Origin of the sequence: Proteus vulgaris, from assembly GCF_016239305.1 — a bacterium.
GTDB lineage: Bacteria > Pseudomonadota > Gammaproteobacteria > Enterobacterales > Enterobacteriaceae > Proteus > Proteus vulgaris_C.
Map to the genome: position 1 here is coordinate 42,582 of NZ_JAEHOQ010000019.1, position 25,906 is coordinate 68,487.

Consider the following 25,906-nt stretch of genomic DNA (forward strand, 5'->3'; position numbering starts at 1 on the left):
CAATATGAATGATGTATCAGCAACCGGCTTGAGTATTGTTATTCAAGCACACAAAACTTTTCCGACCGGTATTCAAATAACAACGTTCGCTGATGATGCCGATCCATTAGATTTACCTGCGGTCGATATTGCGCAAACCGGTATGGATATCAATGGCAATCTAGTCAGTTGGTCAGCGCCTACGCCTCAAACGGTAACGATTAACGTTTTAGCTGGTAGCGAAGAAGATGAAAACCTCGCTATCTTGCTGGATTCTAATACTGCTCGTCGCGGACAACGTCATGCAGGCGACATTATCACAATGGTTGCCTCATACGGTGACGGTTCAACGACTACAGCGCGAAATGGAAAGATTACGAACGGTAGTCGCGGTAGTTCTGTTGCCAGTGCAGGACGCCACAAATCAAAACAATACACTTTTGTATTCCAAGACTTCGACCGCACTCGTGCGCGTTAATTTACGTTAATTCTAGGCGGTTTTTCCGCCTTTCTTATGGATATTAATCATGTTGATTAAACCGAAAGAAATTACGATCACAGATGCTGACCGTGAAGAGCATACTTTTATTATTAGCCGGCTACCGGCAACAATAGGGCGTGAAATTCTCGCTAAATACCCTTTATCAAATGCGCCCAAAATTGGTGATTATGAAGTCAGCAAAGAAGCCATGCTCAAAATGATGGCTTACGTTGCAGTAGAAAAAGAAGGGCAAGAAGTCTACTTAAAAACTAGCACTCTGATTGATAATCATGTGCCCGATGGAGAAGCATTGATCCGTCTTGAACTCGAAATGCTGAAGTATAACACCAGTTTTTTCGGCAAAGACGGGAGCCAAGGTTTCCTCCAATTCCTGCTCAACAAAATAACCGGTTCACTCCCGTCGATTATAAAAACGCTGATGGATTCTTTGCCGTCATCATCTCAGCCGGTTTCGCCACGCTCACAGAACTCAAAACGTCAATAGATTTAGAAGAGGCGTTTGATTTGTGGGAGATCGCAATTACTAATCGCTATAACGAAGCGCTGGCTTCATCGAAAGGATAGTTAATCATGTCGCTGTTAGATACGTTTGTACAAGTGTTTGAGTTTGATACTCAACAAGCTGATGATGCTTTTAATCGAGTCAGTAAATCGACAGATGACATTATTGCTGAGATGAAAAAAGCGCAACAATCGGCAACAATGGGAGCTGATGGGTTTACGCAATTTATTCAAAATCTATCAGCTCAATTGACAGAGTTATCATCAAACTCAGTCGATATTAATGTTAATAGTGACACATCAGGAGTTGCTAATAACATCATTGCTGAAATTGAACGCATTAAAGAAAGCGCAAACACAAACGCAGATGAAATAACTAATGTTATTCAAAGTGTTATTGATAATATTGGGAATATTCAATTAGATGATTCTCTTGATATAGATATCAATACAAGTGAAGCACAACAAAAAATAGCGTCGACGATAGAAGAGCTGAAAAGCTTAAAGGAAACAATTTTATCAACGGGTGATAATGCCGATATTTCTTCAAATTTAATCGCTGAAATTGAAAGCATTCAAAATGGATTAAATAACACTGAAAATAAATTTAGTGGATTTATTCAAACAATTATTTCTCAGATATCAAATATTCCGGATGGCGAAATTACTCTTGATCTTAATAGTAATGACATACCTGAAAAAATAACGTCCGTAACATCTAAAATTGATGAACTGAAATCATCAATGAGTTTGCTTGATATTCAACGTGATGAGCTATCACAAGGGATGAATGACAGCAATGTTTCATCTGATGCGTTAAATGCACAATATCAACAGATGCAAGATGAATTACTGGCTTTGAATAATGAGTTAAGCACACTCACTAATGCAGAGAAAAAGAACAGGGAGGGAAAGAAAGCCATTGAGGCTATTCTCACTGCATTAAATGCCGACTATACGCAGTTTATTGAAACAATGCGTACAAAAGGGATTAAAACCACTGGCGAGGAATCAAAGGCTCAAGATCACTTACAAAAAGAACTTTCAGAAACAGAGGCAAAGTATAAAGAAGCTGGAAGCTCTGTTGCAGGATTTGCGACAAAGGCGCTAGGTGCCGTTGGCATTGTCATGAGTATTGGCAGTATTTTTGCCGAATCCGTTTCTCGTTCTCAAGAGATTGAAACGCTGGATAAGCTGGGTAAAAAAATCGGCGTTGCGACTGCAGACGTTGATGCGTTTTCTGGTGCAATGGCTGAATTAGGCGGTTCTAGAGAATCCGCACAGGCTGATTTATCCGCGATGGCCAATGCGTTTGGTAACACTAAAGACTCAATGGAAAAAGTGCTTCAGACAGCGGACAAAGTTCAAGGAATGAGCTTTGATAAAGCGAAGAAAACGTTGGAAGGTATGGGAGTATCGGACGATAAAACCATTGAGTTAATGATGAAGGGGCGCAAAGAATTAGAGCGCACAATGGGTATTCAAAAAGAATATTCAGGAATTAGCAAAGAGAGTATTGAAAGTTCGATTAAATTCAATACAGCCATGTCTAAGTTTCAACAAACATCAGGTGTGTTAAAGAATTCCTTTCTAGAAATGGTGATCCCTGCTTTATCGAAGGGGTTAGATTGGTTAACTAAATTTATTTCCTTCTGCAAAGAGAATAAAAACTTATTGATAGGTTTTTTCTCTGCTGTTGGTTTGGCCGTAGCACTTTATTACGTTCCACCAATGATAGCTGCTGCATCAGCAACACTTGCAGCAACATGGCCTATTATCGCTATTATTGCCATTATTGCACTCTTAGCCGTAGCTTTTGCAATTGTTTATGACGACATCATGAACTTTATCGACGGTAACGATTCGATGATTGGGCGTATTCTAGAAAAATACCCACGTTTAAAAATCGTTATTCTTGCATTGTGGGAAACATTCAAAAAGCTATTTGAGTATCTAAAAGTCATTGTCGGTGTTGTGGCGGATATTGTTGTTGCCGGTTGGGATCTAATGGCATCAGGCTTAAAAGCTTATGTTAAGTTTCTCATCAATTGTATTTCAGTGATTGCAGGGTGGGGGAAGTCCTTTGCGGGTGTTTTTACTGCGGTGACGGATGCCGTTGTGGGAGCCTTTGAATGGATGTGGGAGCAAGTTAAAAAAATCATTGGCTGGGTAAATACGGGGCTTGATGCAGTTAAAAATGGTTGGAAATCTGCTAAAGAGTTTTTCGGGTTCGGTGACGATGAAGAAATCACTGTCAATCAAAACGTAGAGCGAAAAGTCAATGATAATGGTGAGATTGAATATGCCATTCCTCAAGAAAAAAGCCAAACGACACAACAGCCACCGGTTAGATACTCTATTGCTCAAGCCAATGCACAGTTAGATGCGATAGCCAACAATGCGATGAACCCTATCACGAGCCAAGCAATCAGTAATCGATCCAGTGTGAAGAATGAAAATAATCTGAGTATTGGGGAAATAAAAATTGAAACGCAAGCAACGGATGCCCAAGGTATTGCATCAGAAACAAAAGATGCATTGCAAGATCAACTAGCCGATTTCAATCAGCAAAACTCAACGGGAGTAGCAAAATGATAACAGAGGTTAAAATCTTTGATTTAGAGTCGTTTTCTACACTGTTTGATAGTGTTAATCCAATTCAAATCAACATCAGAGATGAGCATAAAGCGACACAGTTTCAAGTTGAAAGCGGTGAAACTCGTAGTGATCATGTGATTATTAATCCCATCGAAATTGGCATGGATTTGGTGCTAACAGGGGAAATAAAAAACATCTTCTCATCGATGCAACAAGTTTTTGATGAACACAAATTGGTCGGTATTCAAACCCGAGTTAAAACTTACCAGCCTATGTTATTAACAGGTTTTAATCATGATGAAATACCCGACATGATTGATGCAATAAAACTGTCACTACGGTTTGTTGAGTGGCGTACTGTTGAGCCTGAATATGGAGAACTACCGCCTCGAGCTACACAAAAACCGACTCAATCATCAACGGTAAATCGGGGGAATGTGCAAACAAAAGAGGCAGATGCTGAGACTAAGAAAAAAGGCTCTGTTGCAACACGTATTGCAGATGGTGATTGGAGCTTCTAATGAAAACTATTCCTTTAAAATCTATACCAAACCAACGCTTATCCGTCAATTTAGACGGTGTTAATTGGACGCTAACAATAAAAGCCGGTCGCCATGCGATGTATCTCGATATTGAACGAGAAAGTGAGGTTATTGCAATTGGTATGCGAGCTGTTGCAAACACTCCTATTATTCCTTATCGCTATCTAATTGATGGCACGAATTTAGCTTTTATAACAGAAAATGATGATCTGCCCTGGTATGAATCATTCGATAGAACACAATCATTAATTATTTGGAGTGATGATGGACTTACGACGAATACGAGTGGGGATTGAAGTTGCGGAGCGACTGCAGTGGTATGAGGGATTGCGTATTAAAGCTAATGGCACTAAATATGCAAATCCTTTACAAAATGAATGCACGATTAGCATCGATGGATTAAACGCCCACACGAGAGATTATCTCCTCACTGAAACAAGCCCTTATCATAAAAGCAAACAAACTCGTCGCCTCTACCTCGAGGTCGGTCGCGTCAATACGGGATTATTTCGTATCTTTACGGGGGATATTGTCAGTGCAGACATTGCCTCACCGCCAGATGTCACGCTCACTATTAAAGCCAAAACTAATAATGCCAGTTCAGGTGATATTGTTTCTTCCAGTGGTGGGGCCATGCAGAAAATAAGCGAGATCGCATCGTCAGTAGCGAAAGACTGTAAAGTCAGACTAGATTTTCAAGCTACCGATAAGAATATTGCTAATTGGTATTTTTGCGGTTCAGCATTACAGCAAGTACAGCGACTGCAGGAAGCGGGAAACGTTAAGGCTTTTATTGATGATGATACGTTATTTGTAAAAGATGACGATAAAGCATTAAAAGGACGATTGCGTATTCTTAGCATGAAATCAGGCATGGTCGGTATACCCAAAGCCACCGAAAAAGGGCTATCTGTCACTTATTTGATTGACGGTGCCTCAGAACTAGGGGGCATGCTTCGACTCGAGAGTAAATTCAATTCTGCACTTAATGGCGACTATATCATTGAACAACTGAAATTTGATGTTGAGTCACATGATGATCCTTTCTTTTATCAGGCTACCTGTAAACGAGCATAAGCATGAATAAACCCAATACAGATATTGCTAGCGATGGTTCGCTGGCAGGTGCGCTCTCGTCTGCTTTTCGTAACCTGATGATGAATACAGAGGACATGCTCCCTGCAACAGTGGTCAGTTATGACGATAAAACCAATCGTGCTGTTATCAAACCACTGGTGATGATGGTAACAACGGAAGGGGGAACGGTCGGGCGAGCACCGTTGGCCAACATTCCTGTTTTTAGATTTGGGGGAGGCGGTTTCTTTATTCGCGCACCGATTAAGCCCGGTGATTTTGGCTGGATAAAAGCCAATGACAGAGATATTAGCCTTATTTTTCAACGTGGTGGTTTGGAGGATCAACCCAATACTGCGCGTCTCCATTCATTTAGTGATGCGATGTTTTTCCCTGACACAATTAAGGGATGGGTGATTGATGGAAAGAACATTGATGCTTTGGTGATCCAGTCAATGGATGGTTCGGTTTGTCTCTCTCTGCATAACGATAAAGTGGTGCTAGAAACGCCAAAGTATGAAGTCAATGCCCCTGAAACGATATTTACCGGCAATGTCACAGTGAACGGTAATTACGCGGTAAATGGTAATAGCGATTCACAAGGGGGAACCATGCGACATAACGGGAAAGATATTGGTTCTACACACCAACATAGTGGTGTTGAAACCGGCCGAGGGAATACAGGAGAGCCTCTATGAGAACCTTTTCAATTGATAAAAATAATGATCTCTTTATTGGCCCTGATGGAAATCTACAATTTAGCGAAAAAGATGAAGCGGTTAAAAAACTTTGCCAGCATTTTGCCAAGGCTGTGCGTGGTGAAATGTTACATAAAAAAGATAAAGGTATCCCTTTCTGGCCAACGACATTTGGTCGCCAAGCGGATGTTCCGATGTTTGAAACCGCATTTAGACAACGTATGAGCGAAATTGAGGAGGTGGTTGAAGTGACTCATTTTAGCGCCACAGTGGAAAACGGTGAATTGAAGTATCAGGCAACAATTCGCACGATATACGGAGGGTTTACATTGAATGGCTGATTATCGTTATATCAATAATAAAGGCGTTATTCTTCCAGACACGGCCACAATACGTGATGAAGTTGAAAGCGAGTTTCGTGCGGTATTTGGTCAATCGATTAACCTTGCCCCTGAAACACCACAAGGTGTATTGGCGACGATGGAAGTCGAAAATCGTGATGCGATGGTACGGAATAATGCCGAGTTAGCAAATCAAATAAACCCTGATATTGCTGGTGGTGTTTTTCTTGATGCAATATGGGCGCTAATGGGTGGCCAGCGCATTAATGCCACTCACTCTTATCTTTCCAGCGTTGAATTTAGTGGCGTACCCGGCACGATTATTCCCAAAGGCTCATTAGCATCCAGTGTTGCCGGTGCTATCTTCGAAACAGTTTCACCCTTGATTATTGATAATACAGGTAAAGCAACAGGGGATATGAGGGCAGTTGAATATGGCCCTATTGAATGCGGTGCTGGCCAACTTAATTCGGTTGCCAGTTCAGTATTAGGTTGGGAAAAAGTCAATAATCCCACTCATGCTGTTGTTGGCCGTTATGCTGAATCTGATATCAAAGCAAGGCGACGACGTAAGCAAACACTGGCTAAAAATACCGTCAGTGTTGCGGAAGCGATCACCTCTTCACTGTATGAGCTAGAGGGTGTTAACTCACTTTCTTTTCGAGAGAACTACACCGATGCGGTGCTCACTATTGATGGTGTCTCTCTGTTACCTCACAGTATTTACGTTTGTGTGGAAGGGGGCGATAGTAACGAAATTGCTAAATCATTACTTAGAACCAAAACCATTGGATCGGCTTTTAATGGTGAGATTGAAATCGGTGTTGTAGAGCCGGTGAGTGGGCAAGAATATAAAGTGAAATTTTCACGCCCTAAAGAGATCACCATTTTTTGTCGAGTGACAGTTAAAAAATCAGCTGTTGATGCGCAGACTATTATCCCTAGTGCCATAGAACAATGGACACGCGGAGAGCTGGACGGCGATAACGGTTTGATTGTTGGACGTGAAGTATCGCCTTTTGAGATAGCTTCAGCGGTAAATACTGTTGAGTCTCGTTTATTTGTGACTAAAGTTGAATTGTCACTGGATGGGAAAGTGTGGAATGTTGCGTTAATTCCGATTGCGATTAATCAAATTGCCCGATTACCAAAAGGGGCGGTGCAAGTGGTGATTGTATGAACGTTCAACAATTTGAGTTTCATTCAGACCTATTAAAAGCGATCCTTTGGCAGTATGAAGATGCCGAAAATTTAAAGAAACTCGCTAGTTTTAAAGCCTCTCATTTTGAAAAGTCGATGGTGTCATTTTGGCACAACTGGTACCGAGATGTGTTTAATATCGATACGGCGAATGACTTTGGGCTTTCAATCTGGTCACGCATTCTGGATGTGCCGTTAGGCATTGATATTCCACCCAGTGATAAAAATAAAATTGGGTTTGGTTTTGGTAAAAAGAAGGCCAATTTTAAAGCCAATTTCAGACGCAATGCGGATTATACATTGTCACTGACCGTTGAACAGAAACGCATGTTAGTGCGGATGCGTTATTTTAATCTGACACAAAGTCCTACGGTCACCAATATTAATGAGTTTTTAAAACGCTTCTTTTGGCGTGATGACAGCAAAGTTTTTGTCCTTGACCCGTTGGACATGACTTACATGTATTACGTTTTCAACTTCAATCCCGACGAACGCTTACGTGTTCTTCTCGAAAACTTCGACTTAATGCCTCGCCCTTCAGGTGTGGGTGTCAAATATCGCATTGTGACTAAAAAAGCCTTTGGCGTTGGTCAACACCGTAAAAACTTCTTAGGTAGTAACTTCGGAGCATAATTCCTATGACAACTATTTTTAAAACCCCCTTTGCAACACAAGGGGATAAGGCTTCTATACCCGTAGAAATCCAACCAGACGGCTCTGTGTCTTATACACAAGGCTATGGTTACGATTATGAACGCGATCAAGTCACAGACCCTGCTGCAAAAGATATCGAACGTGAAAAAATGAATGGGATATTTCACGATATCACAGAAGCAATTGGCGAAATTCAATCTTTTGGTTTTCCAAAATGGGCTGAAGCCGGTAAGCCATATGCGATACGCGCTATTGTGTATCATAAAAATAAAGTCTGGCAGTCAAAGATTGAGAATAACAATATCGAACCGGTTGCTGGTAATGCATGGGCAGAGTTAAAAGCGGATGCCACGGCAAGCGATGTGGGAGCATATTCAAAAGGGGAGTCCGATAAACGCTTTCAACCACTAGGCAATTACACACCATCCGGTTATAGCTACTCAAAGGCAGAAACCGACACCAAATATCAGCCAAAGGGTAATTATGCTCCTGCAGGTAACTATGCGACAGCAGGAAGTAGCTATACGAAAGCAGAAAGTGATGGCCGTTATCAAGCAAAAGGGAGTTACCAACCGTCAGGCGATTATGCGACAAATTCGGCACTAAATAGCGGACTTAATAATAAATTTGATAAAAGTAATGTAACTCAAAGTACAGGAACATCCACCGTTCATGTGATGAGCCAAAAGGCTTCTACGGATGCTTTTCAGCCTAAAGGAAGTTATCAACCAGCTGGCAATTATGCATTAGCTGGCGCGTCATATACGAAAGCAGAATCCGACGGTAAATATCAGCCCAAGGGAAGCTATGCGATAGCAGGAAGTAGCTATACGAAAGCAGAAAGTGATGGCCGTTATCAAGCAAAAGGAAGTTACCAGCCGTCAGGTGATTACGCGACCAACACGGCGCTAAACAGTGGGCTTAATAATAAATTTGATAAAAGTAATGTAACTCAAAGTACAGGAACATCCACCGTTCATGTGATGAGCCAAAAGGCTTCTACGGATGCTTTTCAGCCTAAAGGAAGTTATCAACCAGCTGGTAATTATGCATTAGCTGGTGCGTCATATACGAAAGCAGAATCCGACGGCAAGTATCAACCGAAAGGGAGTTATCAAGCCTCTGGCTACAGCTATTCAAAATCGGAATCGGATGGTAAGTATCAACCAAAAGGTAACTATGCGCTCGCCGGTAGTAGCTATACTAAAAATGAATCTGATAATCGATATGACCGCAAAGGCACAGGGCGTCAATGGCGAAAAGTCGGGGATTTTAATGGTGCATCTGCAGTAACAGAGATTACATTAAGCGAAAATATATTAGGTAAGTATGTTTATGTTCAAAGGAATGGAAGTGGTGATACATACACTGGTTTTCTTGTTCCCCCGTTAGCAAATATTAAGATTGCAGTATCTGTTCATGCGGCTGCTTTTTGGGAATTTCAAGTATCTAGTGATGGGAAAAAGCTAAAGATGACTGATAGTACATATGGTTCAGCAAAAGGAGTGTATGTATTAGATTGATAGTTGCATATGCTTATTTCACGATCTACTTTTGTTTTACACGGACACCAACATCGTGCCCGTTATTGATAATTATAAATTAAGTAATTTACTTTTTTGTTCTTGGAACTCTTCTTCTGTCAGTACACCACTTTCTTTTAATTTACCTAATTTTTATAATTTAGATAACAGATCATCACCGCCACTATTATTCGAAGGTTGTGGTGATGAGTTGTTTTTTTCTACATAAGATTCTTTATGTTTTTTGATGTTGTTACCATATTTTGATGATTGAAATGCATTTTCAATTTCTCAAACAAATCCCTTGCTACATCCTCCGTCATATACGTCCTCATAGGCTCCCGTCTAACATCTTTCATTTTAAACGTGCTCTCATCAAACATTGGATCAGAAAAGATAATATCCATAAACAGATAGCCATAAGGGTTATCTGCAGATAAACGAGCCTCTTCTAACTGAGCAATATATTCAGCATTATTGATTTCGAGTTTAATCATGGTACCACCTATTTAACTGTTTTTTTATACAGTAATTTATATAAGCTAATGGGTGGGATTGCAAGTTTAAAATTGCAAAATTATGCATGTGGAAATACGGAGATAAGAGAGGAATTCTTAGTGATAATCCATTGTAGTTTTACCCCAGTTTTACCCCTATTTTACCCCTCGCAAATTTCATGCATAAAAAAACCAACCGTAAGTGGTTGGTTTTCTTAAATATTGTTGGTCGGCATGATAGGATTTGAACCTACGACCCCCGACACCCCATGACGGTGCGCTACCAGGCTGCGCTACATGCCGTTTGTGCCTGTATATTACTGTTTTTGACTGCTAAAGCAACCCTTTGCTAATTAAGTGGCGTAATTTTATACGCAATTAGTAGGTCTAGCGTTCAATAAAGCGTTTTTGTTCGGCAAAAACTTGCAATAATAATTTTAAGTCAGGTTTTGCAGAGCTAATTTCTTTTCCTGATTTATCAAATAAAGCATATCGTCCATGTTTATCTATCAACAAGGTATTATCTTGCAAAAAGACCACAAATGCTTCGTCATCACCGGTGAAAATCCATGGGTGATTACGAGTGCTTGCAAATAAATCTTCACCTTGTGAATAGTTATCCGCAGGGCTAATAACACGTAAAACATGTTGCATTAAAGTTGTCATGATATCTTGATGGCTAGTCATTTTATCAATCAACTGTGGTTTCATGTTTGGCCAGTGTATCATTAGAGGCACTTGTGATTGGCTTAAGTTGAAGGTGGTTTTATCAGAAAGCCATTGGTTATTTTGTTTTTTATCACTGTCTTGATGATAGCTAGAAGTGACAACCACAACGGTATTATCGAGTACTTTGGTTTCTTGCAATGTATTAAAAATAAGCTCTAATTGCTGATTTAATGTAATGCGCTGAGACGTTTTATTGGTGCGACCATCAATTTGTAAGAAAGAGAACCAAGGTGTTGTTTGGCTATTTTTTATTATCCAATTGCGCCAGCTATCAATGGTGGCATCGTTATTACCATTGCGAGATGTTGGAATAGAGAAATCTGATAGCACTGCTTGTTTAAATAATGGTGTCTGAAAGCCATTTGTTGAGAACATTGCTAATTGATAGTTTCTATAACTTAAGGCATCAAATAGTGCAGAATTTTTTCTGCTACTCAATACACTATCTAAATAAGAAGGTGAGATACCATAAAATAAACCAAACAACGCCGTATCATTATCAATACCTGATGAATAATGATGTGTGAAATTGAGATTATTTTGTGCAAATTTTTGCAAGCTTGGTAATTCAGGAACTTCTTCATTACCTAAACCATCAACAACGACGACTAATAAATTATAAGAATACGTTTCTTTTGAATAAATCAATGGTGCAAGGGGGTAGGTAATACCTTGTGCTGCTGGATTACCTTCACTGATCACTCGTTGTTCATATTCTGATTGATTAATAAAACCATGACGCTCAAGGAATTTACGTGCAGTCATCGGGTAGGATAATGGTAAATTGGCGCGTTGCATTGTTATTGGGCGATAAAAATTAGCATCAGCCCAAATTGACATAGAGTGAGATAAGACAAAACAAGTAATAAAAACGCTAGCTAATGGCTTACCCCATCGCTGACGATTTAAACTGCGTAATTTTTGCCAACTCCATGTTGCAAAAAGCATCTCAATAAGAAAAATAACAGGAATGCCAATAAAAATAAGTTGCCATTCACGAGCCATTTCACCTTCATCTGGATTAATGACTAGATCCCAAACAAGTTGAGTCAGATGAAGCTGAAATTGCTGGTAAACCGCCATATCAAAGATAAGGATAGTGAGTCCAGCACTGGCGAGAGCACAGGAGATCACTCTAAGTAGTCGTTGAGATACGACTACAAAGGTAAGCGGAAAAAGGACAAGGATATAGATAGCAAAAACAATAAAACTAAAGTGCCCCATCCAACTTACAATTGCGTAAAAACGACCCGCGAAAGTTGCAGGCCAATCTGAAATAAACAGGTAACGGCTACCAAGCAATAAGCTTAGAATGATATTAAATAGCGCAAACCAGTGACCCCAACTGATCATTTGGGATACTTTTTCACGATAGGACTGAGGTTTCGTTACCATGTCTATAAATAATTTTTCTATGTTTATTAGTGAATATTGCCTTCATCAATTGAAGCACGCAATGCGTGAACAAAAGAATCAGCAATCAGCATCCGTTGAGCAGGAGCAATACTCGTATTAATTAAGTTTGTCACCATGTTACCCAACACCATCAAAGAAAGATCTGTAGGAGTATGATGTTTTTCAAGAACGCTGACAAGTTCTGCTAATAACTGCTCAACTTGTTCATCACTATAACGGGATTTTTGTGGCATAAAATCAGAATTCCTACTAAATGAATAAAACGCTATATATTACCGTATTGCTGGGTCTTTTTCCGCTATTAAATTAATTAATTTTCCCTTGATACTGAAAGTGGGGAGTGTTTGAATACGCGCATGAGAAAGTGAAGGAATAAAGAGGACGACCATGAGTCTAGATATTAGTCAATTAGTCTTACATCAGCTTATCAAGCGAGATGAGCAGACATTAGAAGTTGTGTTACGCGATTCAGTATTAGACATTGAACCTGTTGTTCAGGAAATGATTGAAGAGTTGCATCGTGTCTACAGTGCAAAAAATAAAGCTTATGGTCTGTTTAATGAAGAAAGTGAATTAGCGCAAGCATTACGTTTACAGCGCAAAGGCGAAGAAAACTTTTTAGGTTTTTCGCGTGCAGCTACTGTGAGATTAAAAGATGAATTAGCAAAATATCCTTTTGCAGAAGGGGGCACAGTTCTCTTTTGCCATTATCGTTATTTAGCGGTGGATTATCTTTTAATTGCTGTATTGAGTAGTTGCAATAGTATGTGGGTGAATGACAGTCTTGATGTTTCATCAACACGTTATTTAGATATTCCTCATGCAGATATTATTGCTCGTATTGACTTAACTGAATGGGAAACGGCTCCAGATTCTCTGCGCTATTTAACTTTTCTAAAAGGTCGGGTAGGACGCAAAGTCTCTGACTTCTTTATGGACTTTTTAGGTGCTCAAGAAGGTTTAAACGCTAAAGTTCAAAATAAAGGTTTATTACAAGCCGTTGATGACTTTTGTGAAGCTTCCGAAATGGACAAGCAAGCACGTCAAACTTGTCGCGAACAAGTATATAGCTATTGTAATGAACAATTACAATCTGGTGAAGAAATTGCCTTAACGGAGCTTGCTGAAGAATTACCCTCTTTGGGTGATCAAAATTTTGTTCAATTTACCGAAGAGAAGGGCTATGAATTAGCTGATACTTTCCCTGCTGATCGCAGTACGTTACGTCAATTGATGAAATATTCTGGTAGTGGTGGTGGATTAACTGTTAATTTTGATGCGAAATTATTGGGTGAAAGAATATTCTGGGATCCTGCAACAGATACACTCACGATTAGAGGTACCCCGCCTAATTTGCGCGATCAATTACAGCGTAGGGCATCAGAAAAATAATTATGTAGTAGAAACAAATAACGCCACATTAAGTGGCGTTACATGCTCGGCGTCCCGAAAAATAAAGCTCGAAGGGTGGCTTATTAAGCGCGCAGGAAGTCAATATGAGTAATTTTTGGCTTATACTCGTGACGTTGCACTGCTTTAACTTTAACTTTAGTTTCTTTACCATCGATTACCAGGTTAACGAAATCAGAATAGAATTCAGATTTGTGCTCTTGGTTGATCACTTCGTTGTGATCTAAATCGATAGCGATTGGCTCTTCATTTCCGCCATAAACGATAGCAGGAAAACGGTTAGCCACACGCAGGCGGCGGCTCGCACCCTTACCCTGCTCTTTACGTACAGTTGCATTAATAGTTAACATCTTTTTTCTCTTATGAAAAAGAAAGAAAATACATACTTGTTACAGGCGACCCAGCAACAAGCTCGAGATTTGGTTTATCTAAAAATAGATAAAGCGGAGCGCATTTTAACGAAAAAGTCCACTAACAGCAAATATAAATCCAGATTAATACAGGGTATCTGCTTTTCGATAGCGCCCTGTATAGTCAAAAATCTTATTTCTTATCTTCCAAAAATGCTCTTTTTTACCTTTATGGGCGACAATAAAATCAGGATGACGTAATAAATCGAACTGTTTAATAATATCGTTAGCATTATGCCAAACAAAAGGAATACCTGGTGCTCGTTGATGTTCACGTAGAAATTTTAATTCAAAGACTTTACGTTGTGCTGGGGTAGTTAAGCGAAAACGCTCTGATACTGAAGTGCCTTCTTCATCGTAATAATTGATATCTAACCATTCTCCTTTAGCATCATTGCCCGATTGAAATTGCATGCCACCACAGCGTAAAACAAGCGCTCCTTTTAGTTTCAATGCGGCTTTAAGCATATCATCAGGATCAACTAATATTTCATCACAGTGAACACAACGGCGTGCGGCAATATCATTTTCTTCATTACAATAAGGGCATAATTTAAAGCGAAAACGGAATTCACACTGCTGTTTTTGCCCATGTTTATTTAATTCCCAGCCTTGGCAACGCCGACCATAATGTTCAATAATATCGCCATCAGCATCTACTATTCCCCAAAAAGTATTAGCAAATTGGCAAGCAGGGCAGAATACTTGTACAGGTTTGCTATTAGGGTTGGTTTTTTTAGTACCAACTTCCGGAAGATAAAGATCATGAGGATTACCAGCATAATCCAAAATCAGACATTCGGTTTTTCCTGCAAATAATCTTAATCCGCGTCCTACAATTTGTTGATATAAGCTGACTGATTCTGTTGGGCGTAAAATGGCAATTAAATCAACATGAGGTGCATCAAAGCCTGTTGTTAGCACAGCAACATTGACCATATAACGTAACTGTTGCTGTTTAAAACGAAAAATCAGTGTATCTCGTTCATGAGAAGGTGTATCCGCGCTCACTAATGCCGCTTCATCTTGAGGCAAAAGAGAAAGAATTTCCTTTGCATGTTCAACGGTGGCCGCAAATATCATGACACCGCGACAATTTTCTGCATATTCAATAATCTGTGAAATAATATGGGGAGTAATACGTTTTTGTTTCTTTATTTCACGATTAAGATCTTCTTCATTAAATATCCCATTTTGACTTGTTCGGACTTGACTAAAGTCATATTGCAAAATAGGCATATCTAATCGAGTTGGGGGGACTAGAAAATGATTGCTTATCATATAACGTAAAGGCAATTCATAAATACAATCACGGAAAAAACAGTCTTCGTCACCTCTAATCATGCCGTGATAATGATATTGATAAATCCAACCTGTAGGCAAACGATAAGGTGTTGCAGTTAATCCTAAGATCCGTAATTTGGGATTAATGGATTGCAATTGTTTAATAACTTGTTGATATTGGCTATCTTTAGACAAACTAATACGATGGCATTCATCGATTATAAGAAGCGAAAACGTATCATTAAATTGTGATAAATTACGTGCAACAGATTGCACGCTACCAAAAACAACTTTTCCGCTACTCTCTTTTTGTTGTAAACCTGCAGCATAAATATCCGCTGATAGACCATAAGCTTCATATTTGTTATGGTTCTGTTCGACTAATTCTTTTACGTGTGCCAAGACTAAGACACGTCCGCGTGCTCTTTTGGCAAGTTCGGCGATAACTAAACTTTTTCCAGCACCAGTGGGTAAGACTATCACCGCGGGTGTATTGTGTTGACGAAAATAAGAGATTGTCGCGTTAACTGCGTCAAGTTGATAAGGTCTGAGTGTAAATGCCATAACTCTACATAAGAAATCAAACAGGGTGTCAGCGTAGCATTTTTTCAGAGATAGCGCGAATAAGGTGAGTGGTGCTTGATAAGTAAAGGATGTAATAGTTTATTTATAAATTAATTAGTTGTTTTATTGTTAATATTCATTTTTAATAGATACCTCATATCAGATGGTATTCTTCCATTTTTCAGAGAAATTCATGCGATTAGATAAATTTTTATCCCAGCAATTGGGGATTAGCCGTAGCTTGATCCTTCGTGAATTAAGAGCAGGGCTTGTAACAATTGATGGTGAAATGGTAAAAAGCGGTTCGACCAAAATAACACCAGAACAAGAAGTGGCTTATAACGGCAATGTGTTAACTCAAATTTTAGGGCCTCGTTATTTTATGTTGAATAAGCCTATTGGCTATGTGTGTTCAACAGATGATCCGGTTAATCCAACCATCCTTTATTTTATTGATGAGCCTCTAGCATATAAATTACATGCTGCTGGGCGTTTAGATATTGATACAACGGGGCTTGTATTATTGACTGATAATGGTCAGTGGTCACATCGTATTACAGCGCCAAAACATCATTGTGAAAAAACATATCACGTCACACTGGAAGAGCCAATTGCTGAAGGTATTGCTGAACAGTTCCAAAAAGGTGTGCAACTGAATGGCGAAAAAGATCTGACTAAACCCGCCAAATTAGAAATTATTACACCTACAGAAGTGAAACTCACTATTAGTGAAGGCAAATATCATCAAGTGAAACGTATGTTTGCTGCCGTGGGTAATCATGTCAGCGCATTACATCGTGAGCGTATTGGAGATATTGCATTAGATGAAACTTTAGCTGAGGGCGAATATCGTCCATTAACAGAAGAAGAGATCAATAGCATTCACTTACCTCAATAATTATTATCTGTCCGGTCGTTTTTGGGAGTTTATCTGCGTGCAACAGCAACGTTCGTCGTACCTTAGTCTCATTTTAATATTGGGGCTTATTTCCATGCTTATGCCATTGGCTATAGATATGTATTTGCCAAGTTTACCCACTATTGCGCAAGATTTTGGCGTGCCTAGTGGTAAAGTGCAAATGACATTAAGTATCTATATTTTTGGTTTTGCTATTGGACAATTAGTTTATGGTCCTATGGCGGATAGTTTGGGACGTAAGCCTGTCATTTTGGGCGGTGTGATTGTTTTTGCTTTTGCCTCTAGTGCATGTGCATTATCTGAATCTATTGATATGCTAATTGGTATGCGTTTTCTCCATGGCTTTGCGGCTGCAGCCGCGAGTGTGGTTATTAATGCATTAATGAGAGATATGTTCTCTAGAGATGATTTCTCTAGAAGTATGTCTTTCGTTGCATTAGTGATGACGATTGCACCTTTATTAGCACCATTACTAGGCGCTTGGGTAATGAATTGGTTTTCATGGCATGCTATTTTTTGGAGTATTGCGATAGCCGCGGTGATTGCGGGTGCATTAATTGCATTTTATATTCCTGAAACCTTACCCAAAGAGCGTCGTCAGCGCTTTAGCCTAAGAGTAACATTTAGCCAATTTATTAGTTTGTTTAGAACTCGTCGTGTTCTTTGTTATATTCTGGCATCAGGTTTTTCTTTTGCTGGCATGTTCTCATTTCTCAGTGCAGGGCCTTTCGTTTATATCGAATTACACGGTATTCCATTCGATCAATTTGGCTTATATTTTGGTTTTAATATTATCTTTTTAATTGTCATGACAAGCATAAATGGGCGATATGTTCGTCGATTTGGTGCGTTGAAGATGTTGCGTTTAGGGCTTACTATTCAATGCATTATGGGGCTCTTTCTATTGCTAGTCGTTGCCCTTAATTTACATTTCTATTATCTCGTTGTGGGTGTAGCGATGTATGTTGGTGGTATTGCAATGATCACATCAAACGCCATGGCTGTTATTCTTGATGATTATCCTCATATGGCAGGGACAGTTTCTTCTTTGGCTGGAACTGTGCGTTTTGGTGTTGGGGCTTTAGTTGGAACGGCTATTGCTATGTTCCCAGCAAAATCAGAATGGCCAATGGTAAGTGCTATGGCTTTTTGTGTACTATTTGCTATGGGCTTTATTTTACTTGCGCGCCGTTACAAATAAGAATATCACGCTATAAATAAGAGAAATTTATAGCGTGCTTCTCCTTTTTCTCCTTTACTTCCACTGAAAAGACCACATTTTCCTCTGTTATACTTCATGGATCGTTTCAAATTAGTGTGCTTTTTTGATTTGAATCAATACTCAATGTTGTTTTTTTGTTAAATTAAGTAAAATTTATTTTAATAATCATCTATTATTGTTTTGTTGGTATGAAGCATAGTGATAAAAATTGATGAATTGTTTTACTTGAATGCGTAATATTTTATACAATTATTTTATATAGTTGATAAAATGTTAAAAAAATGAAAGAATAATTGAAGGGATTAATCATCGCAGAAATGAATACGTACAAACACTAAGCTAAATAAATGGTTTGATACGTCTCTTCGCTTTTTTTGTAAAATAATTGTAATAATTATGTTTTATAATTAGCAAGGTTTTAATATGACGTGTGAGCAAGTCAGTTCAAACTCGTATTGATGATGTATTAAATTAACGTGTTGATGAAACAGGATTGATTTGTGGATAATGTACAACTTTCGGTAGTTCATAAGCTGCCGCTGAGTTATCGGTGGCTAGCAGGCTTTGCAGGTACAAGAGTAGAGATACTGCCCGAAAATGATGCGGGAAAGCAAAATACACTGATTGGCTTAAAATTATTAAGCCACGATGGTATGACACTGGACGAAGCAATACAGAATTTGCGTCAGTATCTGAGTAATCTCCATATTGATAGCGTTGTGATTGAGTGGGATGGTGTGCCATGCCTTTTCTTATGTAGTGATGATGAGTGTGCTGCGTTGTGTTGTTTAAAGAATGCAGGCGTTGCCATTGCTGAACCATTTCCAACAGCGTACTCTTATTTATAACATTACCTATCGTTATAAAACCGACGTGATAATTGTGTGATTTACAATATGACTAAAGAACACAAAAAAAGCCTCATTATTTTGATAATGAGGCTTTTTACTGCAATAAGATATAAGGGAATAAATTATCTTAATACATTTTTCGAAAAGTTGTTCTCAGCAAGGGTTACTTCATTGTTTTCAATAACACGTCTTGCTGCATAAAAACGCTTATTCCAGTAGACATTAGACATTTCTGACACCGTCACCCCATTGCTGGTGGATGCGTGTACAAATTTATCATTTCCAATATAAATACCAACATGGCGCATAGTACGGCCTGTCTTAAATAGAACTAAATCACCTGCTTGTAATTTTGATTTATTAACCTGAGTGCCTGAGAATTGTTGGTCTGAGGTTGAGCGAGGTAGTTCTACACCGAATTGTTCAAGGAAGGTTCTTTGTACAAAGGCAGAGCAGTCGATGCCTTTTTTCGTATCTCCGCCTAAGCGATAAGCGACGCCTTTCCAGTCTGCATATTGGTCAAGTATCTTAGATTTTATATCGAGATTCTTCACCAATGATTCAAATTCATCTTGAGATGCTTGGGAAATAGAAGTGTTTGATGATGTCTTAAGTGGGGCAGTGCTTGAATTCGCTAAGCGTGAGTTTGCGTTCTGTGAGCTACAGGCCGATAGCGTAGCTACAACAATGAACGCCGGTATGAGCTTAAGCATTCTCATATACGGTTTTGTTCTCATTGTGACAGATTTCCCTTACATCCTTACGTGCAGAAGTGCACCTGAATTACTCACCAAATAACCAGAGAATATAGTGTAATTTAACTCTGGCAACCCTATTTCGCGAAAAACGTGCTCTAAAGCACGTAAATATCCACATTAAACAATAAATAATGAGGAAACTAGAAAAGTGTACAGAAAGAGGCGTTAAATGGCGAGAGAAAAGAGGTTGAATTTACAAAACATTAGATAATAAAGTGCTAATACTTAAAATAGATCTCATTTTGTCATAATAATATTATTTAAATGTCAAAAAGTGACCAAAAGAATAAGTGACATTATGTTTGCACTTATTCTTTTTTAATTAATCAGAAGTATTTACATTTTATTTTTAAAAGGAAGATATTTTTCTAATTGTCTGACAATAATATCTGATAATGGTGTGATTAATAACCAACTTGTTGTGATTAAAGTTAAAGAAATAGAACCAACTAATATATCAGAAGCCCAATGTGCGCCAGCCATTACTCGTGGTAGTGCGAACACAACAGTAATAAGCAGTGCCCATAAGAAAGCGCGGAATGAAAGATAACGTAATATAAAGCTACAAAAGATAAGTAACATTAAACCATGGTCGCCTGGAAAGCTGTCACCAGAGGCATCTTTTGTTGGAATGCCTGTCACTACTCCCACTCTATGTGCATCTTGAAAATAAAGTGTTGGGCTAGGTCTTTCTATTGGAATGTTTTGTCCAATTTGATTAATCAGTACAGCGCTGATTACCATCACTAATCCTACAATTATAAGATGGCGTTTACCTTTATAATCTTTTTGACGAAAAGTATTGTAATAAAGTGCACCCATAGCTAACAAAATGACTAAATCAAATTTTCTATTATTAATGTAAGCAACAAAAGTCGCGAAAAAAGTATCAGGCAAAATATGTTGATTGAAATAATAAAAAATATGGGTGTCTATTGATAGCCAAAATCCATGTTGCGCAGGAAGATACCAAGAGAGAAAAATAATGAGGCCCATTAGGTTAAGTAGAAAAATAGCGAGGGCTTTTTGGCGAAAATTAGAAAGTTTCATAGTAATCAAATGACATATTTCACATGTTTTTGGTGATCTAGATCACAATAAGTTTAAGTTTGATTATAGGACTATAGTCAAAATAAAAAAATATATCTTTGCAATTTATTGCTTAGACGCATGTTAACTATTTGTTTAATTTTTGTTGTCCATATTCGCTCTTACTTAACTTAAATTTATAGTGTTTTTTCTTGGCAGTCTTAATTTGAGCATCTTATAATTTTTTTCTATTCTCTCATTAAAGATAAAAATTAAATAAATAAAGTAACGAGCCGATATTAGTTATGACTTTAATAACATGTTGACTTGTCATATTTATACGCCCAATAATCAGAGGAGATTAGTTTTGAAGAAGCTTTATATTGCAGCTATGTGCTTATCTTTATTATTAAGTGCACCTTCTTTTGGTAAGGAAAATAAAGTTATAGGCTCCGGAACAATCACTTTTGTTGGTGCGATTGTTGAAGGTAATTGTCTAATGGATACAGATAAAAATACTTTTAAAACAAAGTGTTGGAATGGTAGTGAAATGCAGGAATCTCAATATCAATTAGAAAGGAATAAGCAATTTAGCTCGAATTTGATTAACAACAAAGGTTCTATGGATATTAAGTGGATTAATGACAATTTAGCTATAATGAATATTGTTTATAATTAATTATACTAGGTTAGAATAATAATATTAATTGTATTAATTAAATAAATTTTTAATACTTTTATAAAATCGTTATTAAAGTTAAAAATATTTGACTTAAGTTTGATCAACGTTGATTTCTTATTTATAAATATCGAACACTTATATTTGATAGACATCAAATATTCTTCTTATGTCTATATGAATGTCATATTTTATTGCTATGATGAAAATATGTCGGGTAGGTGTGATCCTCATGCCTGCTAGCGCAAACAAGAAGTGAGGTCGTTATGAGAAAATATCTGACCGTAGTATGCAGTCTTCTCGTTTCCAGTTCGATATCATTAGCTTGGGCATCTGATCCCATGCAAACAACAGGGCAGATTTATCTGCGGGGTGCGATTGTTGATCCTGCCTGTGAAATGAATTTCACATTAGATAAAGCTGAATATCAGTGTTACAAACACAACAAAGTGTTTACATCTACTCAATCCATTGTTCCTGCTTCTTTTGATAAATCCCAACAAATAATTATTTTGCCTCAAGATATGGGCAAAGCGGAGATCCGTTGGATGGATAATACGCAAAAAAATGGCGTTATTGATGTTCAATACTTTTAAAGTATCAGTGGATTGTAGAGAAAAGTAACAAAGATAAACAAGTCAAATAATCGTTTGCCACATTGGGTTTCTTACGATTATCTGACCTATTTAGAGCAACATTAGCGATGTGCTAATGAGTAGATGTTTTGACTATTGATCAGTCAGCTCGGCCCATATAGCGACGTTCAGCAATATGGATACGCACTTTATCGCCAGTAGAAAGGTACTCAGGAACCTGAATAACTAATCCTGTTGGTAATGTTGCCGGTTTAGTACGTGCACTTGCTGACGCACCTTTAATACCTGGAACAGTTTCAACAATTTCCATATCAACAGTTTGTGGCAACTCTAATGCTAAAACTTGACCATCCATTGTTAATACTTGCATTCCCGCTAAGCCTTCCTCAGGAATAAACAGTAATTCATCTTCGATTTGATCTTTTTTGAAGGTATAAGGGGTGTAATCTTCGTTGTCCATAAAGATATACTCATCACCATCAATGTAAGAAAAGCTAACAGCACGGCGAGTTAAGTTGATGGTATCAACCATATCATCGCCTTTAAAACGCTCTTCTACTTTTTGGCCTGTACGGATATCGGTAAAACGCATTTTATACAGAGTACTTGCGCCTCGAGCACTTGGTGCTTGAATGTCGATATCTTTTACCAGTAATAATTTGTTGTTATAACTAACAGCCATACCACGCTTAATTTCATTGGCTTTTGCCATATAAAACCTTCCATTAAATAACATTGACGATAATGGCGACAAAATTACTCGCAGTGCAGAAACTTGGCAAGTTATTCACGCAATTTTTTATAAGATTTGATGAAAAAATAAAGCCAGCAATGCTGGCTTTTAGTGAAGTGATTAGCGGTAGATAGGAAGAAGATTAAAGTTTGCTAAAATATGTGCGCTAGCATTGATGATGCCAAACAAAATAACAAATCCAATCATAAACATACCACCAGGAGCCTTAAAGCTTTGACCTTGATGACGTTGGCGACTAGCCTTTGCCATTAAGGCTGGAATAATTGCAGCCCAAATAGTCGCTGCCAGTCCTGCAAATCCAATGGCATATAAGAAACCATCAGGGAAAATAATGGCCAAAATAGTCGGTGGTATAAACGTCACTAGTGCAGATTTAAATCGACCATGTCCTGTATTGGAAAACTTAAAGAAGTCCGCTAAGTAATCGAATAGCCCTAATGAAACTCCTAAGAATGAACTTGCTAATGCCATATAAGAGAACAAGTCTAGTAACAGTGATACAGTGGCATTGGCAGTTGTAGAACGCATTTGTGCTAATAAATTACCAATATTCCCACCATCAGCAATGACTTGCTTGAATCCTTCACGAGGAATATTACCTTGTACAACAAACTGCCATAAAATATAAATTGCTAGTGAAATCAGTGTGCCAATCAACAAACTTTTCATGACGGCTTTGCCATCTTTACGGTAATACGTTACTAAGCCTGGAATATTGCCATGATAACCAAATGAGGTCAGTAAGTAAGGAAGTGCGGCTAAAGCATAGGGCAAGTAACTCGCATTACTTTCATTTGTGTTAAATAATACTGGCATTTTTACTTCTGTAAATAATCCACCAATAGCTAACACAAAGGCAATTACCATACCACCAATTAAAATCGTACTTAATCTATCTACTGCACGCGTTGATAACCAAACAAAGAAAGCAACAATTAATGCAAAGACTAAGCCTGCAATAGCTTGCGATACACTGATGATGCCTGCAAAATTTTGTACGATAATAGAGCTACCCGCAGAAATATAAGCGTAAGTTAAAATATAAAGAACAAACGCAATGGAAAGTCCATTAATAGTGCTCCAGCCTTTTCCTAATAGATCTTTGGTGATGGTGTGAAAACTTGAGCCTAAAGGATAATGAAGATTCACTTCTAATATCATTAATCCGGACATAAATAGGCAAAACCAAGTATAAATTAATAGAAAAATAGACCCGGTAAACCAGACCCCGGAAGTCACAATCGGAATGGAAAACATGCCAGCACCGACAGCGGTGCCTGCAATGATCATTGCGCCACCAAGTATGGATGGACGCTTTGTTATTGATGTGACTTCTGACATAAGATGTCCTTATTAAATTGACTCAATGTACTAGCTTGATGGTGTAAAGAATACACGTTTGTACTCAGAGTGTAAATAGAGCTTATTGTGCTTTATAAAAGAAAAAAGTGAGCAAAAATAATACAATAGAGGAGTGTGATCATATAAATCAATAGATTAGTGTAAGCGTTATCAGAAATGATAAAGACATAGAGTATTAAATAAGTGTTTTTTAAGTAAAATTAAACGGTGAAATCATTATTCTGAACAAAAAATATTCAGAATAATGAAGGTGATAGGGCGTTTCTAATTAGTCTTGGTAAAACTGTTTATTTTTCCATAATGTAATGGAATTACGGCTGGCTTCAAAATGAGGTTCAGGTAAATCATTCGGTGAACACCAGCGGATCTCAGAACATTTATCTGGCTCCATTAATTTGGGCTCATCACCTTGGTATTGTGCAATCATACAAATAGAAACAGTGTGTTTACCTTCTAATTGGTAAGTTTCTAAATTATTACTAATGCCAATTACTTTAGGTGATGTAATAGCAATGCCAATTTCTTCTTTTATTTCGCGAATGGCGCATTGTTCAAAGGTTTCACCATCATCGACATGACCACCAAAAATTGACCAATAAGGTGCGTGTTTTCCACAGCGCTTTCCTAATAATACTTCACCTTTTTCATTGACAATAATTACACCAACACCGACCACGACTGACATTCTAGGCTCCTTATTTTTTATATAGTTATCGATAACGAATAGATAAGTCGTTTTTTATGGGCATTATTGTCCTTGGAGAAGAACAAGAGTCAAGAAGAACCGATGCAATTTCACTGAATTAAAGGTTAATTAGTGCTATATATAGCCCCTAAATATTCATAATAAAAACGATTGGAGAGTAAAGACATGAGTCGCCGTGTCGCTACGATCACTTTAAATCCCGCCTATGATCTTGTTGGTGCTTGTCCAGAAATTGACGTAGGTGGTGTTAATTTAGTCCGAACAGTTGGACTTAATCCCGCAGGGAAAGGTAATAATGTCGCGAAAGTCTTACGTGATTTAGGGATAGATATTACCGTCAGCGGATTTATGGGACGCGAAAATCAAGAAGAGTTTCAGCATTTCTTTAGTGAAAATGGGATGGCTAACCGCTTTTATCTGGTATCTGGCCGCACACGCATTAATGTGAAATTGACTGAGGGAAAAGGGCAGGTTACAGATTTTAACTTTTCAGGATTCACGGTATCACCGCATGATTGGCAACGCTTTGCAACAGACTCACTTAATTGGTTGGGGCATTTTGATATGGTGGTTGTTAGTGGCAGTCTACCTAATGGTGTCGATCCTGAAGCATTTACACAGTGGATGATTAAGTTAAGGCAACTGTGCCCTTGTATTATTTTTGATAGTAGTCGTGACGCATTAGTGGCGGGATTAAAGGCCGCACCTTGGTTAATAAAACCGAACCATCGGGAGTTAGAAGCCTGGATTGGACATTCACTGACTGAAATGACAGACATTATTAAGGCAGCGCATCAATTGAGGGATAAAGGTATTGCACACGTCGTTATTTCATTAGGTGAAAGGGGGGCTTTATGGGTGAATGCTTCTGGTGCTTGGCTAGCTAAACCACCGTATTGTGATGTAGTAAGTACTGTGGGAGCAGGTGATTCGATGGTTGCGGGATTAGTTTACGGTTTATTGATGAGCCAAACTAGTGAACATACGTTGCGTTTAGCAACGGCCATTTCTGCGTTATCTGTGAGTCAGCCTGATGTCGGAATTAAAGATAGAAGTCAACTTGCTCAGATGATGACTAAAATTGAGTTAACACCAATTAAATAATGCT

The 25,906-nt window shown here is 38.3% G+C and carries 28 protein-coding genes, 1 tRNA gene and 1 pseudogene; 18 read left to right on the top strand and 12 right to left on the bottom strand.

The window, feature by feature from the left end:
• Positions 1–4 precede the first annotated feature (4 nt).
• The 11 genes from JEP40_RS13855 to JEP40_RS13905 all read left to right on the top strand — a co-directional run bounded on the left by JEP40_RS13855 (position 5) and on the right by JEP40_RS13905 (position 9,612).
• Positions 5–457: a phage tail fiber protein gene (locus tag JEP40_RS13855; protein ID WP_193014298.1), complete on the top strand. Its 453-nt coding sequence runs from the start codon at positions 5–7 to the stop codon at positions 455–457.
• Positions 458–506: 49 nt separating this feature from the next.
• Positions 507–965, top strand: a complete 459-nt coding sequence (locus JEP40_RS13860) for a hypothetical protein (RefSeq protein ID WP_196560522.1) — start codon at positions 507–509, stop codon at positions 963–965.
• 86 nt (positions 966–1,051) lie between these two features.
• A complete protein-coding gene (locus JEP40_RS13865; RefSeq protein ID WP_198623996.1) occupies positions 1,052–3,577 on the top strand; it encodes a hypothetical protein in 2,526 nt (841 codons plus the stop codon).
• On the top strand, positions 3,574–4,101 hold the full coding sequence (locus JEP40_RS13870; protein WP_196729238.1) for a phage baseplate protein: 528 nt from the start codon (positions 3,574–3,576) through the stop codon (positions 4,099–4,101). The genes JEP40_RS13865 and JEP40_RS13870 overlap by 4 nt, the downstream gene beginning before the upstream one ends.
• On the top strand, positions 4,101–4,418 hold the full coding sequence (locus JEP40_RS13875) for a phage baseplate plug family protein (protein WP_198623997.1): 318 nt from the start codon (positions 4,101–4,103) through the stop codon (positions 4,416–4,418). Before JEP40_RS13870 ends, JEP40_RS13875 begins: the two co-directional genes overlap by 1 nt.
• Complete coding sequence (locus tag JEP40_RS13880) at positions 4,384–5,199, top strand: baseplate hub protein (RefSeq protein WP_198623998.1); 816 nt, start codon at positions 4,384–4,386, stop codon at positions 5,197–5,199. Before JEP40_RS13875 ends, JEP40_RS13880 begins: the two co-directional genes overlap by 35 nt.
• A 2-nt stretch (positions 5,200–5,201) precedes the next feature.
• Positions 5,202–5,894, top strand: a complete 693-nt coding sequence (locus tag JEP40_RS13885; protein WP_198623999.1) for a Gp138 family membrane-puncturing spike protein — start codon at positions 5,202–5,204, stop codon at positions 5,892–5,894.
• On the top strand, positions 5,891–6,235 hold the full coding sequence (locus JEP40_RS13890) for a hypothetical protein (protein WP_198624000.1): 345 nt from the start codon (positions 5,891–5,893) through the stop codon (positions 6,233–6,235). The genes JEP40_RS13885 and JEP40_RS13890 overlap by 4 nt, the downstream gene beginning before the upstream one ends.
• Complete coding sequence (locus JEP40_RS13895) at positions 6,228–7,415, top strand: baseplate J/gp47 family protein (RefSeq protein ID WP_198624001.1); 1,188 nt, start codon at positions 6,228–6,230, stop codon at positions 7,413–7,415. The genes JEP40_RS13890 and JEP40_RS13895 overlap by 8 nt, the downstream gene beginning before the upstream one ends.
• Positions 7,412–8,068, top strand: a complete 657-nt coding sequence (locus JEP40_RS13900) for a DUF2612 domain-containing protein (protein WP_196560514.1) — start codon at positions 7,412–7,414, stop codon at positions 8,066–8,068. Before JEP40_RS13895 ends, JEP40_RS13900 begins: the two co-directional genes overlap by 4 nt.
• A 5-nt stretch (positions 8,069–8,073) precedes the next feature.
• Complete coding sequence (locus tag JEP40_RS13905; protein WP_198624002.1) at positions 8,074–9,612, top strand: hypothetical protein; 1,539 nt, start codon at positions 8,074–8,076, stop codon at positions 9,610–9,612.
• A gap of 72 nt (positions 9,613–9,684) precedes the next feature.
• On the opposite strand, the pseudogene JEP40_RS19235 reads toward JEP40_RS13905, so the two are convergent.
• The 5 genes and pseudogenes from JEP40_RS19235 to JEP40_RS13930 form a co-directional block, all read right to left on the bottom strand.
• Positions 9,685–9,756, bottom strand: a pseudogene (locus JEP40_RS19235) (SHOCT domain-containing protein); the annotation flags it as partial.
• 77 nt (positions 9,757–9,833) lie between these two features.
• Positions 9,834–10,109: a hypothetical protein gene (locus tag JEP40_RS13915; RefSeq protein WP_198624003.1), complete on the bottom strand. Its 276-nt coding sequence runs from the start codon at positions 10,107–10,109 to the stop codon at positions 9,834–9,836.
• A gap of 226 nt (positions 10,110–10,335) precedes the next feature.
• Positions 10,336–10,412: transfer RNA gene (locus tag JEP40_RS13920), tRNA-Pro, on the bottom strand.
• Between the two features lie 84 nt (positions 10,413–10,496).
• A complete protein-coding gene (gene yejM, locus JEP40_RS13925) occupies positions 10,497–12,233 on the bottom strand; it encodes an LPS biosynthesis-modulating metalloenzyme YejM (RefSeq protein WP_198624004.1) in 1,737 nt (578 codons plus the stop codon).
• A 26-nt stretch (positions 12,234–12,259) separates the two neighbouring features.
• On the bottom strand, positions 12,260–12,487 hold the full coding sequence (locus JEP40_RS13930; RefSeq protein ID WP_004247042.1) for a YejL family protein: 228 nt from the start codon (positions 12,485–12,487) through the stop codon (positions 12,260–12,262).
• Between the two features lie 154 nt (positions 12,488–12,641).
• Between JEP40_RS13930 and yejK the strand changes: the two genes are divergently transcribed.
• The gene (yejK, locus tag JEP40_RS13935) at positions 12,642–13,646 is read left to right on the top strand and encodes a nucleoid-associated protein YejK (protein ID WP_198624005.1); all 1,005 of its coding nucleotides are present in this window, start codon (positions 12,642–12,644) and stop codon (positions 13,644–13,646) included.
• A gap of 83 nt (positions 13,647–13,729) precedes the next feature.
• Here the strand turns inward: yejK and rplY are convergent, their stop codons facing one another.
• Together rplY and JEP40_RS13945 are read right to left on the bottom strand one after the other, a co-directional pair.
• The gene (gene rplY / locus JEP40_RS13940; RefSeq protein WP_006537318.1) at positions 13,730–14,014 is read right to left on the bottom strand and encodes a 50S ribosomal protein L25; all 285 of its coding nucleotides are present in this window, start codon (positions 14,012–14,014) and stop codon (positions 13,730–13,732) included.
• A gap of 144 nt (positions 14,015–14,158) precedes the next feature.
• On the bottom strand, positions 14,159–15,922 hold the full coding sequence (locus JEP40_RS13945; RefSeq protein ID WP_198624006.1) for a DEAD/DEAH box helicase: 1,764 nt from the start codon (positions 15,920–15,922) through the stop codon (positions 14,159–14,161).
• A 193-nt stretch (positions 15,923–16,115) separates the two neighbouring features.
• On the opposite strand from JEP40_RS13945, the gene rsuA reads away from it, so the two are divergent.
• The 3 genes from rsuA to JEP40_RS13960 all read left to right on the top strand — a co-directional run bounded on the left by rsuA (position 16,116) and on the right by JEP40_RS13960 (position 18,911).
• Positions 16,116–16,820: a 16S rRNA pseudouridine(516) synthase RsuA gene (gene rsuA, locus JEP40_RS13950; RefSeq protein ID WP_198624007.1), complete on the top strand. Its 705-nt coding sequence runs from the start codon at positions 16,116–16,118 to the stop codon at positions 16,818–16,820.
• Between the two features lie 37 nt (positions 16,821–16,857).
• Positions 16,858–18,042, top strand: a complete 1,185-nt coding sequence (locus JEP40_RS13955) for a Bcr/CflA family multidrug efflux MFS transporter (RefSeq protein ID WP_198624008.1) — start codon at positions 16,858–16,860, stop codon at positions 18,040–18,042.
• A gap of 521 nt (positions 18,043–18,563) precedes the next feature.
• Positions 18,564–18,911: a YejG family protein gene (locus tag JEP40_RS13960; protein WP_072069943.1), complete on the top strand. Its 348-nt coding sequence runs from the start codon at positions 18,564–18,566 to the stop codon at positions 18,909–18,911.
• Positions 18,912–19,036: 125 nt separating this feature from the next.
• Here JEP40_RS13960 and mepS read toward each other — a convergent pair whose 3' ends face one another.
• Positions 19,037–19,651, bottom strand: coding sequence for a bifunctional murein DD-endopeptidase/murein LD-carboxypeptidase (gene mepS / locus JEP40_RS13965; RefSeq protein ID WP_198624009.1), 615 nt, complete (start codon positions 19,649–19,651; stop codon positions 19,037–19,039).
• Positions 19,652–20,008: 357 nt separating this feature from the next.
• Positions 20,009–20,722, bottom strand: coding sequence for a phosphatase PAP2 family protein (locus tag JEP40_RS13970; RefSeq protein WP_198624010.1), 714 nt, complete (start codon positions 20,720–20,722; stop codon positions 20,009–20,011).
• 346 nt (positions 20,723–21,068) lie between these two features.
• On the opposite strand from JEP40_RS13970, the gene JEP40_RS13975 reads away from it, so the two are divergent.
• A complete protein-coding gene (locus tag JEP40_RS13975; protein WP_198624011.1) occupies positions 21,069–21,380 on the top strand; it encodes a hypothetical protein in 312 nt (103 codons plus the stop codon).
• A gap of 266 nt (positions 21,381–21,646) precedes the next feature.
• A complete protein-coding gene (locus tag JEP40_RS13980; protein WP_198624012.1) occupies positions 21,647–21,976 on the top strand; it encodes a hypothetical protein in 330 nt (109 codons plus the stop codon).
• A gap of 139 nt (positions 21,977–22,115) precedes the next feature.
• Here JEP40_RS13980 and yeiP read toward each other — a convergent pair whose 3' ends face one another.
• The 3 genes from yeiP to JEP40_RS13995 all read right to left on the bottom strand — a co-directional run bounded on the left by yeiP (position 22,116) and on the right by JEP40_RS13995 (position 24,777).
• Positions 22,116–22,688, bottom strand: a complete 573-nt coding sequence (gene yeiP, locus JEP40_RS13985) for an elongation factor P-like protein YeiP (RefSeq protein ID WP_072069938.1) — start codon at positions 22,686–22,688, stop codon at positions 22,116–22,118.
• A 141-nt stretch (positions 22,689–22,829) separates the two neighbouring features.
• Complete coding sequence (mtr, locus tag JEP40_RS13990; protein WP_198624013.1) at positions 22,830–24,071, bottom strand: tryptophan permease; 1,242 nt, start codon at positions 24,069–24,071, stop codon at positions 22,830–22,832.
• A gap of 289 nt (positions 24,072–24,360) precedes the next feature.
• Positions 24,361–24,777 (bottom strand): nucleotide triphosphate diphosphatase NUDT15, encoded by a 417-nt coding sequence (locus JEP40_RS13995; RefSeq protein WP_198624014.1) that lies wholly within the window; start codon positions 24,775–24,777, stop codon positions 24,361–24,363.
• Positions 24,778–24,963: 186 nt separating this feature from the next.
• Here JEP40_RS13995 and fruK point away from each other — a divergent pair, with 186 nt between their 5' ends.
• Positions 24,964–25,902, top strand: coding sequence for a 1-phosphofructokinase (fruK, locus tag JEP40_RS14000; RefSeq protein WP_198624015.1), 939 nt, complete (start codon positions 24,964–24,966; stop codon positions 25,900–25,902).
• Positions 25,903–25,906 lie beyond the last annotated feature (4 nt).